11 protein-coding genes are annotated in these 16,927 nt (G+C 42.3%); all 11 read right to left on the bottom strand.

From position 1 onward, the window contains the following. Positions 1-211: 211 nt before the first annotated feature. The 11 genes from ACQZ43_RS06890 to rplQ all read right to left on the bottom strand — a co-directional run bounded on the left by ACQZ43_RS06890 (position 212) and on the right by rplQ (position 16,915). Positions 212-1,846, bottom strand: coding sequence for a S41 family peptidase (locus ACQZ43_RS06890; protein ID WP_430615234.1), 1,635 nt, complete (start codon positions 1,844-1,846; stop codon positions 212-214). Between the two features lie 123 nt (positions 1,847-1,969). Continuing rightward, positions 1,970-2,428 carry a PH domain-containing protein gene (locus ACQZ43_RS06885; RefSeq protein ID WP_430615233.1) on the bottom strand — a complete coding sequence of 153 codons (459 nt, stop codon included), beginning with the start codon at positions 2,426-2,428 and terminating at the stop codon, positions 1,970-1,972. Between the two features lie 276 nt (positions 2,429-2,704). Continuing rightward, positions 2,705-4,009 (bottom strand): T9SS type A sorting domain-containing protein, encoded by a 1,305-nt coding sequence (locus ACQZ43_RS06880; protein ID WP_430615231.1) that lies wholly within the window; start codon positions 4,007-4,009, stop codon positions 2,705-2,707. 6 nt (positions 4,010-4,015) lie between these two features. Continuing rightward, complete coding sequence (locus tag ACQZ43_RS06875) at positions 4,016-5,440, bottom strand: HmuY family protein (protein WP_430615230.1); 1,425 nt, start codon at positions 5,438-5,440, stop codon at positions 4,016-4,018. A 1-nt stretch (position 5,441) separates the two neighbouring features. Continuing rightward, positions 5,442-7,589 (bottom strand): TonB-dependent receptor plug domain-containing protein, encoded by a 2,148-nt coding sequence (locus ACQZ43_RS06870; protein WP_430615228.1) that lies wholly within the window; start codon positions 7,587-7,589, stop codon positions 5,442-5,444. A 199-nt stretch (positions 7,590-7,788) separates the two neighbouring features. Beyond that, a complete protein-coding gene (ctlX, locus tag ACQZ43_RS06865; protein WP_430615226.1) occupies positions 7,789-8,724 on the bottom strand; it encodes a citrulline utilization hydrolase CtlX in 936 nt (311 codons plus the stop codon). Between the two features lie 27 nt (positions 8,725-8,751). After that, positions 8,752-9,666, bottom strand: coding sequence for a dimethylarginine dimethylaminohydrolase family protein (locus tag ACQZ43_RS06860; protein WP_430615225.1), 915 nt, complete (start codon positions 9,664-9,666; stop codon positions 8,752-8,754). 2,226 nt (positions 9,667-11,892) lie between these two features. Beyond that, positions 11,893-13,176: a citrate synthase gene (locus tag ACQZ43_RS06855; protein ID WP_430615223.1), complete on the bottom strand. Its 1,284-nt coding sequence runs from the start codon at positions 13,174-13,176 to the stop codon at positions 11,893-11,895. A gap of 332 nt (positions 13,177-13,508) precedes the next feature. Beyond that, entirely contained in the window at positions 13,509-14,798 is a 1,290-nt protein-coding gene (eno, locus tag ACQZ43_RS06850) for a phosphopyruvate hydratase (protein ID WP_430615221.1), read from the bottom strand. Positions 14,799-15,189: 391 nt separating this feature from the next. After that, positions 15,190-16,302: a glutamine-hydrolyzing carbamoyl-phosphate synthase small subunit gene (gene carA / locus ACQZ43_RS06845; protein ID WP_430615219.1), complete on the bottom strand. Its 1,113-nt coding sequence runs from the start codon at positions 16,300-16,302 to the stop codon at positions 15,190-15,192. Between the two features lie 127 nt (positions 16,303-16,429). Then, positions 16,430-16,915, bottom strand: a complete 486-nt coding sequence (gene rplQ, locus ACQZ43_RS06840) for a 50S ribosomal protein L17 (RefSeq protein ID WP_430615217.1) — start codon at positions 16,913-16,915, stop codon at positions 16,430-16,432. Between the last annotated feature and the right edge of the window lie 12 nt (positions 16,916-16,927).

Raw genomic sequence — 16,927 nt, 5'->3', positions numbered from 1 at the left:
CCTGCCTGTCTGTGGCTGTCGCCATACCCCTCTGCCCCTCACCTTTTGCCGGTAGCAGAATGGGCCTTTAGCCGCGCCCTATTGAAAACCATCGCGTATTTGGTCTGATGGTTATGCGATTATCGCAAGCAAAAAAAACAGCAAGCCCGAGGGGACTTGCTGCACGTTGAAAAATTTTATATATTATAATCTATGAAAGGCTTAGTCGACTTTACTGTGGTTTTGGAATCGCTTCGAGAATTTGGTTTGCCGCTTGTTTTTCACTGGTCCAGCTTTCTCCCAAATCCACTGCAACATCCGGTTGTAGTCCGAGTTGTTGCACTTCGGTTCCATCGGGATTCTGAACGCCTATACCGGTGAAGAAAACACTGACGGCTCCGGGCAAGACCAATTTTGTCGGATAACCGACTGTGCCCGATGTGGTGCTACCGACCAAAGTAACGCGGTCGCTGCCCTTGAGGAGCATTGCCATTAATTCGGCTTGGCCCCTGGTTTTTTCGTCGACCAGCACGTAGATCAGTCCGGTAAAATATCTTTTGATTGCGGGAATCTCTGTTTTGCGAGCCACCACATTAAAATTTCCGGGCAAATCGATTTTCGGCTCGATCATCTGCGCATAGGTCTTGGCGCGAGGCACCAAGTATTCCGCCAATTTAAAGCCCGCGGGTATTTGATAATCGCGCAAATCGACAATCAGGTTGCGCTTGCCTACGGCTGCGCGATGTAAGGCCGTTAGCTGTTCGACCTCCAAATCCCGGGCGGATAGCCAAAGGGTTTTCTCGTCAATCGATAGCCACGGATACTCCCTTTGCTGAGCGTAATCGTCCCAATAGTAGTCGCGGATAACAAAGCGCTCTTGTTCGATGCTCAAGGTCTCGTTGCCTCGGCGCACTCGGAGTTTTACAACCGTTTCCGCGCCGTTGAGCAAGGTAGCCGCTATAGACAATTGTAGGCTTTGCGGATTCGAACTCGATATCCAACCTCCTTTTTCCGCCGCGAGCTCCGCTATGGGAACCCCGTCGATTTCAAGCAATTCGTCGCCCAGTTGCAGCGCACTCAGACGGGCTAGCGAATCGTTTTCCGATTGGGCGACCAGCCATTTTTCCCGTACTTTTTCTATCTTAAAGGGCACTTTTTTCTGCCCGATCTTTTCGAATAGCACTTCAGAAGCGACAAAAGCGCTGCTGTTGTCCAATTGCTTGTTGATTTTTACCAAACCCAGCTGGTATTCCAAAGCCGTTGTGGCCGATTCCATAGTGGGAATGGCCTCGAGCAATACCGCTTCCCAGTTTTGGGCGAGCAGCTGCTGATACGGGTAAAAATACCGAACGGCATTCCAATATCGGGCCAAGGCCAACAAGCGCTGCGCGGCATTGGGCAGGGACTGATCGGCTATTTGACGCTCGTTGTTAAACAGCGGTAATTGGGTGTATTGATGAAACTGAACGTAGTAGTTCTTTTCGGTATTTCTATTTTGAAAAATGAGGTTTAATTGGTTTTGCACTTCGGTCGTCAGTTCGGTGGTGCTCCAATCTATTTGGGCATTGCCGGGATAGGCCGTTGGCAAAATGGCGCTACAGCTGTGGCAGGGTTTTGGCGTTTGCAATTGACTCAACCAATCCAAATAGACTTGCATTTGCTGTTGGCTGCTGCTGCTCTGCTCGATCCGTTGGAGCTTGTCCATAAATTCGCCGTCCCAATCCAGTAATCCGGTGGCCACTTGTGGATGATGGTATTTTAGAAACCCCCACACTTTAATCAGGGTGGCGGTTTTGTTTTCCGGCTTGGTTTGAGCCCAAGAAGCCGTACCGATTAGGGCCAGCAGAAGGATTAATTTAAATCTCATTGACAATTTAAGGTTTTAGGACGGTCATGCACAACCCGTTAGCGGCACTTTTATACGCGATTGCGCGAATCTTTGCGTCGGCATTCGCAGAAAGCACTAATATATAACGAAAATCCTTTGCTTTTAGTATTGAGAAGTAATTCGTTTGCGCGTGACTACTATGGCGGGGTTGCTTTTTAAAACGGTCTTTACAAAATATTTGGGTTGCATCGGTGCCAAAAACACGCGATTTCCTTGGCCGTAATGGATTGCGATACCCGTAGAAGCCAATGCCGGACGAACGCCGTCTTTTGGTCGGTTTACCCATTCGATTTCCGTAATATCGGAAATGGCAAAGGCGCCGCGTACAAAAGCCGAACGGTAATAGATTTGTCCGTTGGTGATGTGGTAACTCGTAGAACAATAGATCCACAACAAAAATAAAAAGGGTACAAAGGCGATAAAACTATAGGGAATCAGCTCTTTAAATTGAAAGCTCAGCAGCCACATATACAAGAGTGGTAATACCAAGGATACCACAATAAACATAAAGTAATTTCCCTTATTGGCGGGATACTTTCGGATTGTTTTTGATTTTGTCATTTTTTAAAATTGCACTTTACGCAAGAAGATTAAATATTTATTCAAATATTATCAATAAAACACGAATAAAAAAACATTATACAAACTTTAACATAAATAACTGTAAGAAAATAGGTTATATGGAGTTAGCGATTTCGCATACTCAAAAAGTAAAAAAGAATAATATACTGCTTTTGGGTGCATTTCAAAAAAAAGAACTCCGCTATGCGGAGTTCTTAAACAAAAATAAACTAACAACTCAATGAACAACAAATAAACCTATTTGCAGTTGCATTTTTATTTTAAAATCACTTTTTTAGTTTGTGATTGATTTCCCGTATTGACTTTAACGATATAAACACCTACTGGGTATCGCGACATATCGATGCTGTGCTCGTATAAGCCCGAAGCGGCATTCAACTGATTTTCGTATACCAAGGCACCCGTTGAACTAAAGATGGCTATAGCGCTGCGTCCTTCAGTACCCACTTCATAGATCAAGTGAACGCGCTTGTCTACCGTTGGATTGGGAACGATGTCGAATTTCACTTGATCGCTGTGCTGCTCCAAGGATAGTCGGCCCACTTTTTTATAGGTAAAGGAAAATTTTCCCGTACTCGCACCTTCAAAAGTCACAAAATTGATTTGGTATACATCGCCACCTTCGGTTTTGATGAAGTAATTGTTCGTCGAGGGCACATAGCTATATCCAGACAACACCTTAAAATCTTTACCGATGGCGTTGGAATCTTCGCTATAATGTATTTCTTCCGGCATATCGGTATTGCCGCTAGTGGTAACGGCAACCGCAGCCTTGGGATTCTGCAAAATCATGCCGTAAGAATAATAAATATCCGTTCCCGGTACCAGGTCGTAATCGTTGGTAAACAAAAAGTCCCATTGGTCTTTTGCGGGTTCCACTACTGTGGTGGTGCTGTTCGTCGGATTTTCGAACGAGAAATAATTCAAGTAATTGTTCGGATTAACCGCATTGTCAATTGCCGCTTGCTGATCGGCTTGCCATCCGCCTGTTCCATCTGAAATGGCGTATTTAATCGTATAAACGCCCAAGTACTTTAGCACGTACATCTTGACGTATTTGATAGCGCTGTATTTCAACAAGAAAATTCGATTTCCACGGATGGAATGATCGGACATTTGATATTCTCCCCATCCGATGTGCAAGGTTCCGTTGGGTCCCATATTTTGACTGGCCGAGCCGTTGTCTAGCGCTCCTTGAAAGATATAGTCGTTGGAGTTATACAACAACGGCATGCTCGTTTGACTGTTGTCGGAATAGCTGATTGCCTCCCACTCGGACAAGTCCGAAGCGGCTTCTCGCACTTCAATGGCTCCGAACTTAGACATGTTTACTCGGATGCCCTTATCCATATTGTCGTCTCTTTTAAAGGCTAAATCCCAACTGCTGTCGTTGATATAGCTCACTTGAGCCCCTGCCTGAGTGTCTTGTAATTTGACAAAAGCGGTTTTTTTATAACCGGCTTCCGAATTGACTTCTACGGTGCGTTCTTGCCCGTTCTGAGCAAATAACGCCAAGGATGACCACAGTGTCCATCCGAGAATATGTAAAGATTTTTTCATAAAATATTATTGAATTAATTGATACTCAAATTTGGGATATCCGCGTTGTCCTTTTTCGTTCAACATGGAAATCATCTTTATTTTATAATAATTGCCCTTAGCATCCTTTAATACAAAGAATCGGTCTTTGAATGCCTGTCCTGTAAAAACATCTCTCCACTCGGCACCAATAACGCGTTGGTCATTGGAAAGCTTGCTGTCGTCTACTTGTACGTCGGCATAGGCTTGCTCTAATTTTACCGCCAAATCCTGAGGAGTTGATCCGGTAACGATTACGGCATAAGCCCGGGAATTCCCCCTGGTATTGTTGCTAACAAAATCGGAATACCCATACGAGCCATTGCCCGCAATGACATTGGTGAATACGGTAAAGTTCAAATCCCAATTTTCCTTAGTGGGTTCCACCGATACTTCAGACTCGGCAATCAAGCTGTAGAAACTAAAATTATAGGCTTGATTCTTTTTGATGCGGACTTCTTTATGCGAGCTGTCGTTTAAATTGGCATACTGCAAGAGGTAGTCGTCTTGGCGCTTTAAAATTCGTATTTTTTTCCAACCGCGTTTTTCCCCGGCTACATCTGCACCTGCAGGATTTGCCAACTGCCCGGGCTCAAAGCCCATATTGATCAGATAAACGGCGTTCTCCGCATCGTTTTCCTTGATTTCGGCTATGGCGGTCTTGGTGACATCGCCAGAGGGCGCATCGACATAATTCTCATTGACCGGATCAAAGGTACCCACAGCTACTTCGGAAAAAAAACCGCTGACTTGACTCTGTCTGACTTGATCGATATCGTTGGTATCCAATTTTTTTGCGGCCATATAAATGGAGCCGTTGATCTTAACGCGATCGGCTTCGCTGGAAAAAGCCAGTTCCCAAGAGGTTCTAGCGACCTCTTTCACAGTACCACTGCTCAATTCGACATAGACTTGAAACGCCTGACTAGGTCCGCCGATTTCCGGGGCTATGGTCCCGCCCAAAGAAGCTGCAAATGAAACCATGGTACGCGTATTCCCTTGTAGGAGAAAGGTATCTGGATAGTCTACATTTACGATTTCAAACTGTATGACCTTATCTTCACGATCAAAGGGATAAATCAAGTTTTTAAAGATGAACTCCGTACTCTTTGTGCCGGCCTTAATGGGCACTTGAAATTCACTGTTGTTGTCTATACGCGGTATGGTGGTAAAATCGGTTTGGTACTCGGCATTTTTAGCGCTTAACCGGATGGTGAGCATGCCGTCAAAATCGGCTGCTTTAGAAAACACCAAATCGATTTTAGCCTCATCTCTAATGTTGGAATAACTGGTAAATTTCTGGTCAAAGGCCACGACAAATACGCGCTCTTGGCCTTTAGGCTCTTTTTCACAACTGGAAAGTCCTAGAATTACCACAAAAACTAAAACGGCTATTTTACAAAACTTAATCATCTTACTTAATATTTAAGAAATATTGTATTTTTAAAAAGACACTGGTTCCGTAGGCCAACAACTGCGTGGATGCAGCAGCAGCATGTGCTTCTGAGGAAGAAGTGCTTGATTTGGTTTCTTTGACATTTAACAGATTGCGCACCCCCAGGGTCGCGCTAAACTTTCTATCCAAGAATGGCTGGCGGACCGTAAGGTCTAACAGGGCATAAGGATTTTGTTTTCCCTTGATATATACAAAGGGTTTAGACGGATCCACCGGTGCAAGCGCGGTAGCTTGGACATATTTATACTCGGGTCCGTTATATTTAAAAAACAGGGAAAAAGCGGTATTGGTCTTCGGTAATTCATATCCCAGATTGGCATTGAGCTGACCGGAAAACAGCATTTTGTCGGTTTCACCTTTGGGCGAACTAACTACTTCCTTAATCGTACCGGCATAGGTAAAGCCAATTCCGGCTGTAAAACGATCGATGCGCATGACATTGTTATAGGTAAAACTGTAATTTTCATATTTATCGACGTTTTCATATTTGTAATCCTTAGGAGCGGATTCCATCTGTATCAAATCGATCAAATCTCGGACTACCAAAGCACGCAATGAAAAGTTGTTTTCCATTTCAAAAGTCCCGTCTACGATAAAGTTTTTCTTTAAATTCAAAGAGGCATTCCAAGCCTTTTCAGGATTGAGGTTTTCATTTCCTTGGATGTCGTGATTGACGTCGACCATATAGGTGTAGAGCTCTTCAAAATTGGGCAATCTCGGAGACATGCCCAAGTGTCCGCGCAACTCATACCCCTGATTGAACAAATACTTGGCGGTTAAACTCGCCGCATGTTGTGTAGGCAGCAAATTGGACATCATGGCTCTATAACCAGGACGAAGTGAAAATCGATTGCTTAAATTAATCTCCGACGAGGCAAAAAAGTCATAACTACCTAGGGTTTTCGAAATGATCTGATCTGCCAATCTGATTTGTAGAGAGGAAGAATACCCCTTGTGCTGGGTGATTTCATAACCGGCTTGAAAATCAAATTTGTCGTTGTTGATAAAATTGCTAAACAATCCCTTGGAGTAAAAACCTTCACGGCTTTCGGTAACGAATTCTTTTCGTTCTTGTTTTTCGTCGTATAGAATATGGTACTGATAGTTGTCTACCGTTGTTTCTTGTTTTTGAAACGAAAAGGAGGCGTCAAAGTTAAAGGCATCTCTTACGCGTCCCGATGCATTGAGCAAGTGGAAAAAACGACGTGGATTGTGTATGGCATCATTGGCATAAGGATCTGACGTAGCGGTTGGCGCATCAAAATTGTCGTGTACAATGGCATTGAAGTCTTTCATGGTTTCGTCGAAAAATTCAAATTTGTAATACACCCGATAATGATCGTTGTAATAATTCAATAAGGCCTTGACGTTGTGTTGGTTCTTAGGCAACCAGCTATGACCTCTGGCTCCGTCGGCCAGCGTGTGATAACGCCCCTTGCGGTTGTCCCAAAAGCCCTTAAAATCGTTGTGGGTATAGGAGACATTGGCAAACAAATTATCGGATATTTTATGTCCTACCTTTATCGATTGAATGTGTCGGCCTTGGTCTTTTAAGTTGTATTCGTTACCCACGCTTTCCTCCTGTACACTCGGGGTGATTTCCCATTTGTATTGCGAGCTCTTTTTGGTGATGATATTGATAATTCCCGTTACGGCATTGGCTCCGTAATCCACACCCATGGCACCTTCGACGATTTCAATCTGAGCGATGTCGTCCAAATTGATTTGCGTTAAATCCGATCCGGTTCCAAATCCCTCTTCGTTGATCAAGGGAATGTTGTCGACCAAAATCTTGAAGTATTGCGCTCCCAAACCAAAGAGCTTTACCGTGGATTTTCCCGTAGCAACATTGGGAATAATATTGATGTTTAAGGTCTGATTTAATACGTCGGCTAGGTTGTTTCCACCTTGCCTATCGATCATTTCTCTGCTTATTACCTTGACGTTATAGATGGACTTATCAACCGATTGAGGGCTAAATTGACCGGAAATGACAATTTCTCCTAAAGGATTATTTATGGTAGATATACTGTCTTTCTGTTGTGCATGAGCTTGTAGTCCTAATACAGCTAAAAATCCAGCGCTAAAAATATTTTTGATCAACATAGTTCTTCTTAAAGTTTCTTCTAATAATAAAACAGGGAGTCTTTCTTATTTAGACTTATTCTTAATTGCAAATATATGTATTAATTTTATTTATACTAGATTTAAATAGTAAAAATTATCAATAAATTTTCAGCAACTTATAAACATGAAAAAAAGCGGTAGCAACAGCTCCGCTTTTTGATTCTGACCCACTGGGGACCTATACTTTAGGCAAAAAAACTTCGGCCATCATACAACGTGCACTTCCTCCGCCACAGGCTTCAATCGTGTCTAAACTGCTGTGAATAATCGGTCCGTGTTTTTCAATGGCCTTGATTTGTTGAGGCGTTAAACTCTGGTATGCCGAGGTGCTCATCACTAAGAAACGCTCGTCATTGGCTCCGCGAACTTGCAGCATATTGCCCGCAAAATTATTGACCTGATCTTCGGTAATGGTAATGATTTCTTTTCCCGAAGATTTTAAGTGGTTTAAAACGATTTTGCGCTCTTGTTTGTCGTCGATACTATCGGCACAAATAACGGCAAAGGTTTCGGCTATACACATCATCACATTGGTGTGGTAGATGAGCTTACGCTCGCCATTTACGGTTTGATAGGCTTCGAAGATTACCGGATCCATTTCAAAATCCTCACAGAATTCGATGACTAACTCCTCATCGGCTCTTGGCGACAAGGCGCAATACACCTTTTCGTTTTCGCGATCGATCAACAAGCTTCCCGTTCCCTCCAAGAAAATCCCGTCTTCTTCTGCCGAGGTATAGTCCATGATGTCTTTAGTGGGATAGCCCTTTTCTTCGAGTATATCCAAGATGTCTTCGCGGCGCTCCAATCTGCGGTTTTCCGCAAACATCGGGTATAGAACCACATCGCCGTTTTCGTGAAAGGAGATCCAGTTGTTCGGAAACACACTGTCTGGCGTGTCTGGACTTAGGGTGTCATCGACTACAATCACTTCCACACCTACCGCTTGCAATTTGGTGACAAAAGCATCAAATTCCGCTTGCGCCTTGGCATTTACCGTTGCCGGAGTGGTGTGGTCTAAAACTTTTTGATAGTAATTATTCACCGCCGTTTGCTCGTTCATACGAAAGGCCACCGGACGGATCATCAGTATCGTTTGGGTCGTTTGGTTCATGTTTTTATGTTTTGATTACTTTAATTCTTAATCTCTGATCAACGGCAAGGTCGAACAGCGCAACAATCCTTCTTGTTTGGCGATTTCGGCATAGGGAATTTCCTCTACGGTGAATCCCTTGCTGCGCAACCAATTGTTTAAACGGGTGAAATTGCGTTCGGATACCACTACTTCAGGAGAAATCGAAAAGACATTGGAGTTCATGTTATACATCTCTTCGCGATCGATATGAAAGAGGTTTTCCTTTCCAAATAAATTGACCAAAAACATATAATCGGCTTCTTCTCTAAAACCGCTTTTGTAGATGATTCCCTTATCGGTTCCCACAGGCTGAAAACAACAGTCTAAATGCAAGGCATTGTCGCGGGCTTCAATCTTGGACTTGACCAAATCAAATTCCTTGACGATTTTATTGGGAAACTGCTCTCTTAAAAACTGTACCGCTTGCATATTGGTACGCGCCGTGATATAATCCTTATAGTCGCTTCCCTTATAGGTACCGACAAACAGATAATCGCTCCAAGGCATCACATCGCCACCTTCCATGTGAAACTCTTCTGGTGCTGATATGATGTTTTGGGGATCGATTTGATCGATAACGTATTGGATGGCTTCTAACTCGCGCGCGCGATCGGGAAGTATGTTGGCTTTGACAAATTTGTCGTCGATGACAAATCCGATGTCGCGGGCAAAAATCTGATTGTAGTCGGTAATCAATTTCGGTCGCAGCACCTCTACGTCGTACTTTTCAAAAACACGAGCAAAGGCTTCCATTTCGGCAACCATATCTTTTTCAACGGGATAAGTCCCCGCTATAATATGCTCTAATGACTTGGGATCATAAGCTTCATCTATTGAAGGTGTGGGTCCATTGCTTGTAGCAATTCCTAGGACCACTGTCCGCAGTCGAGCAGTTTCATTTTTTACGTTTAACTTAAGCATAAGGAAGTATTTTTACAAAGATAGCAAAAGCAAACAACTTGTTTTGAAAAAATTAGTATTGTGAGACATAGGCCTATTCGCGGATTTGTTTATTCGCGGATTTGCCAGTTTACGTAGAATACTTCGATTTTTACATTAAATCAGCTTTTTATGCAGATTCGAGGATTTGTCTCTTTGCGGATTCGCGGATTTGTTTATTCGAGGATTTGCCAGTTTAGGTAGAATACTTCCTTTTTTACATTAAATCAGCTTTTTATGCAGATTCGAGGATTTGTTTATTCGCGGATACGCCAGTTTACGTAGAATATTTCGATTTTTACATTAAATCAGCCTTTTATGCGGATTTGTCTTTTATGCTTATTCGAGGATTTGCGGATTCGAGGATTTGCCAGTTTAGGTAGAATACTTCCTTTTTTACATTAAATCAGCTTTTTATGCAGATTTGTCTTTTATGCTTATTCGAGGATTTGCGGATTCGAGGATTTGCCAGTTTAGGTAGAATACTTCCTTTTTTACATTAAATCAATCCGCGCAGCAGTGAATCCGCCTTATTAAAAAAGCAGGCATCTCACATTCACCGCAAACCAGGCGAATCAGCGCATCATCGCATCAGCTTTTTATGCGGATTCGAGGATTTGTTTATTCGCGGATACGCCAGTTTAGGTAGAATACTTCCTTTTTTACATTAAATCAGCTTTTTATGCAGATTCGAGGATTTGTTTATTCGAGGATTTGTCTCTTTGCGGATTCGCGGATTTGTTTATTCGCGGATTTGCCAGTTTACGTAGAATACTTCCTTTTTTACATTAAATTAATCCGCGCAGCAGTGAATCCGCCTTATTAAAAAAGCAGGCACTTCAAATTCAGCACAAATCACACGAATCAGCGCATCAGCGCATCAGCTTTTTATGCGGATTCGAGGATTTGTTTATTCGCGGATACGCCAGTTTACGCAGAATACTTCCTTTTTCACATTAAATCAATCAGCCTTTTATGCGGATTTGTCTTTTATGCTTATTCGAGGATTTGCGGATTCGAGGATTTGCCAGTTTAGGTAGAATACTTCCTTTTTTACATTAAATCAGCTTTTTATGCGGATTCGCGGATTTGTTTATTCGAGGATACGCCAGTTTGCGTGAAATACTTCCTTTTTTACATTAAATCAGCTTTTTATGCAGATTTGTCTTTTATGCTTATTCGAGGATTTGCGGATTCGAGGATTTGCCAGTTTAGGTAGAATACTTCTTTTTTTACATTAAATCAGCTTTTTATGCAGATTTGTCTTTTATGCTTATTCGAGGATTTGCCAGTTTAGGTAGAATACTTCCTTTTTTACATTAAATCAATCCGCGCAGCAGTGAATCCGCCTTATTAAAAAAGCAAGAATCTCACATTCACCACAAACCAGGCGAATCAGCGAATCAGCGCATCAGCCTTTTATGCGGATTCGCGGATTTGTTTATTCGCGGATTTGCCAGTTTGCGTAAAATACTTCCATTTTTACATTAAATCAGCTTTTTATGCAGATTCGAGGATTTGTTTATTCGAGGATACGCCAGTTTAGGTAGAATACTTCCTTTTTTACATTAAATCAGCTTTTTATGCGGATTCGAGGATTTGTTTATTCGCGGATACGCCAGTTTACGTAGAATACTTCCTTTTTTACATTAAATCAGCTTTTTATGCGGATTCGCGGATTTGTTTATTCGCGGATACGCCAGTTTGCGTAAAATATTTCGATTTTTACATTAAATCAGCTTTTTATGCAGATTCGCGGATTTGTTTATTCGCGGATACGCCAGCTTACGTAGAATGCTTCCTTTTTCACATTAAATTAATCAGCCTTTTATATGCGGATTTGTCTTTTATGCTTATTCGAGGATTTGCGGATTCGAGGATTTGCCAGTTTAGGTAGAATACTTCCTTTTTTACATTAAATCAATCAGCCTTTTATATGCGGATTTGTCTTTTATGCTTATTCGCGGATTTGTTTATTCGCGGATACGCCAGTTTACGTAAAATATTTCGATTTTTACATTAAAACCATCTTTTGAAATTCAAAGTAAATCGACGATTAGGCAATTAAAAAAGCAGGCATCTCACATTCACTGCAAACCAGGCAAATCAGCGCATCATCGCATCAACGAATTAGCCTTTTAAGCGCCTCTGCCAAAAAAAAAAGTCACCCAAGATTGGGTGACTTTTTCTTTATAAAAAGGCCTTCGTTTAACGGTCGTCCATTTTTTTGTAAGAACGCAACACTTCTCCTACATATACTTGACGTGGTCTAGCGATAGGTTCTTTGTTTACTCTCATTTCTTTCCATTGTGCAATCCATCCTGGCAAACGTCCGATAGCGAACATTACGGTAAACATTTCCGTAGGTATACCCAAGGCGCGGTAAATGATTCCCGAATAGAAATCCACGTTTGGATACAAGCTTCTCGATACGAAATACTCGTCTTCTAAAGCTCTTTCTTCCAGTTTTTTAGCGATGGCTAAAATAGGATCGTCTACCCCTAATTTTGCCAATACTTCGTCTGCTGCTTTCTTGATGATTCGCGCACGTGGATCGAAGTTTTTGTATACGCGGTGTCCGAATCCCATCAAACGGAACGGATCGTTTTTATCCTTGGCTTTGTCCAAATACTTTTCAGCATCCCCACCGTCGTTTTGAATGTCTTCCAACATTTCCAACACCGCTTGGTTTGCTCCACCGTGAAGTGGTCCCCACAAGGCAGAAACCCCCGCGGAAATAGAAGCGAATAATCCTGCATGTGAAGAACCGACCATTCTCACCGTAGAGGTAGAACAGTTTTGCTCGTGCTCGGCATGAAGGATAAACAATTTGTCGATGGCGTTTTTAACTATCGGGTCAATTTCATAAGGCTCTGTCGGCAATTCAAACATCAAACGCATGAAATTGTCTACATATCCCTTGGTATTGTCGTAGTAATTCAACGGATATCCCTTGGTTTTTCTGTAGGTCCACGTTGCAATCACCAAGAATTTACCCATGGTTTTACAAACGGCTTCGTACATATCTTTGTCACTTTCTACATTGACTACCTTTGGATTAAAAGCGGTTAATGCACTGGTTAAAGAAGACAGTACTCCCATTGGATGGGCGTGTTTAGGGAATCCATCAAGAATTCCTTTCATCTCTTCGTTAACTAAAGTGTGTTTTCTTATATCGGTTTCAAAATCCTTTAATTGCTTGGCCGTTGGCAATTCGCCAAAAATTACCAAATACGATACTTCAAGAAAATTTGAGTTGGCCGACAAATCTTCAATGGAATATCCTCTATATCTTAAAATTCCTTCTTCTCCATCTAAATACGTGATCTCACTCTTGCAAGAACCCGAATTTTTAAATCCCGGATCTAGTGTAATGGCTCCTGTTAGAGCGCGAAGTTTCTCAACATCAATGGCTACCTCATTTTCAGATCCGACGAAAACGGGAAACTCATATCTCTTGCCATCAAGCTCTAGTATTGCAGTTTTTGACATATAATTATTGTTTTTTATTTTTTATTTTGCTGATTGCGAATTTAATAAATTAGGTGTAATTTATAAAAGGAAAGATAACAAATAATCTTATTTATTACAAGCTAATTAATTATTATCTTTTGAAAATCGAAAAGATTTTAGGGTCTTTTATAATTTACCAACTAGAATATCATAACGTCAATAAAAAAACTTTTTTTTTATCATATCCATTTTTTAGCTGCCCAAAAAATGACTTTTTAATAACTTTTCATCAATGTCCTTTTTGGATTGTAAATGCACAAAGCCCGATAATGCGATTATCGGGCTTTGGCTGGGTGATTATCAATCTTAAATTATCTAATTTTAAAGGCATTGCGTTGTGGATAGTACGCCACATCGGCCAATTCTTCTTCAATTCGCAACAATTGGTTGTACTTGGCCATACGGTCTGAACGGGAGGCCGAACCGGTTTTGATTTGTCCGCAATTTAAGGCTACAGCCAAATCGGCAATGGTATAATCTTCGGTTTCTCCAGAGCGGTGTGACATCACGGAGGTGAATCCGGCGTTGTGCGCCATGTTTACCGCTGCGATGGTCTCCGTTAGGGTTCCGATTTGGTTTACTTTAATCAGTATGGAGTTGGCGATATTCTCGTCGATTCCCCTTTTTAATCGGCGCACGTTGGTCACGAATAAATCGTCGCCGACCAACTGTACTTTATGTCCTATTTTTTCGGTCAGGTATTTCCATCCCGCCCAATCGTCTTCTTGCATACCGTCTTCTATAGAGATGATCGGATATTGCTCGCTCAACAAGGCCAAGTAATCGGCTTGTTCTTCGGCAGTGCGGATCTTTCCTTGGGCACCTTCGAATTTGGTATAGTCGTATTTGCCGTTTACATAAAACTCCGAAGCGGCACAATCCAACGCGATCATGATGTCGTCGCCAAAGGTATATCCGGCGGCTTCCGTTGCTTTTTTGATGCAATCCAAGGCGTCTTCTGTACCGTTTAAAGCAGGTGCAAATCCGCCTTCATCACCGACAGCGGTGCTTAAATTGCGGTCTTTTAACACCTTTTTGAGGTGGTGAAAAATCTCCGTACCCATTTGCATGGCTTCGGTGAAATTTGCTGCTTTTACCGGAATAATCATAAACTCCTGAAAGGCGATCGGCGCATCGGAATGCGATCCTCCGTTGATGATGTTCATCATCGGAACCGGAAGGGTATTGGCAGAAACACCGCCTACATAACGGTACAACGGCAAGCCCAATTCATTGGCAGCTGCTTTGGCCACGGCCAGAGAAACGCCCAAAATGGCGTTGGCGCCCAAATTGGCTTTGTTAGGTGTGCCGTCCAAATCTATCAGCATTTGGTCAATGGCATTTTGTTCGAATACATTTATCCCGACAAGATTTGCGGCGATGTAATCATTGACATTGGCAACGGCATTGAGCACGCCTTTTCCCATAAAGGCCTTGCCTCCATCGCGAAGCTCTACCGCCTCGTGTTCGCCTGTAGAGGCTCCAGAGGGAACGGCTGCTCTACCCATAACGTTGTTTTCGGTATAGACATCGACTTCTACGGTAGGATTTCCGCGGGAATCCAAGATTTGACGTGCGTGTATTCTAACAATTGTACTCATGATAGTTGGTGTGTGTGGTATAGTTAGACTTAAAAAAGTATATATGGTACAAATTTACGAATTTATTGCAATTTTAAAATGTATTTGCAAACAAAAAAAGGTTTTTACCCACTTATCTTCACCAATTGCCAGTTACCACAGTCCTTCTCCAATTGCAGCGACTGGGCACTATGCCTTTGGTCATACGCGGCCTTTTGGAGGCAGCAAAGACCGCCTTTGCGAACGGCTGTTGCACGCAGGCGGGAACAAAGCGGTCACTATTGCGAATCACCATCGGCCATACGCGTTAGGGACTGCAGCGGCATCCTTTTTGGGGCCCTTTTGGCCCAAAAAGATAGAGCGAAAGGCCCGGCCGAAGGCAACGCCCCAATCGGGCACAAAAAAAAGGAGCTTACGCTCCTTTGTTATCTTTCATATTCGCTACGAACTGGTCGAACAAATAATGGGAATCATGCGGTCCAGGACTGGCTTCTGGATGGTATTGCACCGAAAAGACTGCCTTGTCTTTGATGCGTATACCCGCTACCGTTTGATCGTTTAAATGCAAATGTGTAATTTGAACCGTTGGGTGTTTTTCCACTTCTGCTTTATCCACAGCGAATCCGTGATTTTGCGAAGTTATTTCGCCTCGGTTTGTCAACAGATTCATGACCGGATGGTTGATTCCGCGGTGTCCGTTAAACATTTTATAGGTAGAAACCCCTTGTGATAGGGCGATTAATTGGTGTCCTAAACAGATGCCAAAAACCGGTAAATTGGCGTCGACCACTTGGGCAACGACTTTTTTCACTTCGACTAGCGGTGCGGGATCGCCGGGACCGTTGGACAAGAAGTAGCCGTCTGGGTTGAATTGCGTTAGGGTTTGGAAATCGGTGTCGTAAGGGAAAACTTTGATATAACAATCGCGTTCTGCCAAACATCTGAGGATATTGGTTTTGATACCCAAATCCAAGGCCGATACCTTGTAGGTGGCTTCGGGATTTCCGAAGTAATAGGCTTCTTTGGTGGATACTTTGGATGCCAATTCCAATCCGTTCATCGACGGTACGGTTTTGAGCAGGGCTTTGAGTTCTTCTACGGTTTTGCCATCTGTAGAAATCACGGCATTCATAGCGCCGTTATCGCGTATATAGCTGGCCAATGCGCGTGTATCGACATCGGATATCGCTACCAGCTTGTTTTCGGTTAGATACTCGAGCAGGGTGGCGCTAGAATTGGGTCTGGAATTGGTAAAACTAAAGTTTTTACAAACCAAACCGGCAATTTTAATGCCGTCCGAATCGACTTCGTTTGGATTTACTCCATAATTTCCGATATGAGCATTGGTAGCCAACATGATTTGACCAAAATAAGAAGGATCGGTAAAGATTTCTTGATATCCGGTCATCCCCGTATTAAAACAAAGCTCTCCAAAAGTAGTTCCCTCAATACCGATAGATTTACCATAAAACACCGTTCCGTCATTTAAGAGTAAAACAGCGCTATTTCTTTTATTATATTCCATGGTGATGTGTTATAGTTGGCAAATGTAAAATAAATAAATTAAAATATAGGTCTAAAAAAAAGGACAAACTCGAAAGTGTGTCCTTTTAAAAGAATATTAAATAACTACAATTTTAAAATTGTAAGTATTATTCATTAGTTTCAGCAGCAGTTTCAGTTGCTTCTGCTTCTGGAGTGGTAACATCAGCTACTTTTTTAGCTCTACCTCTACGAGTAGTTGCTTTTTTAGCTTCTCTTTTTCCACCGTTGTAGATTTCGTTGAAATCTACTAGTTCGATCATCGCCATATCAGCGTTATCTCCAAGACGGTTACCCAACTTGATAATACGAGTATATCCACCTGGACGATCTCCAACTTTTTGAGCAACTTCTCTGAAAAGTTCTGTTACTGCATCTTTATCTCTAAGGTAAGAGAAAACAATACGACGATTATGAGTGTCGTCTGTTTTTGATTTCGTTACCAAAGGCTCAATGAATTGTTTAAGCGCTTTTGCTTTAGCTACAGTAGTATTAATGCGTTTGTGCTCTATCAATGAACAAGCCATATTCGCCAACATAGATTTTCTATGTGCGGTTTTTCTGCTTAAGTGATTTATTTTTTTTCCGTGTCTCATTGCTTTCTAGAA

Origin of the sequence: Flavobacterium sp. JP2137 (genome assembly GCF_050562195.1) — a bacterium.
In the GTDB taxonomy this organism is placed as follows: domain Bacteria; phylum Bacteroidota; class Bacteroidia; order Flavobacteriales; family Flavobacteriaceae; genus Flavobacterium.
Note: the sequence above shows the minus strand (reverse complement) of the source record. Positions and strands in the feature narration are given on the sequence as shown.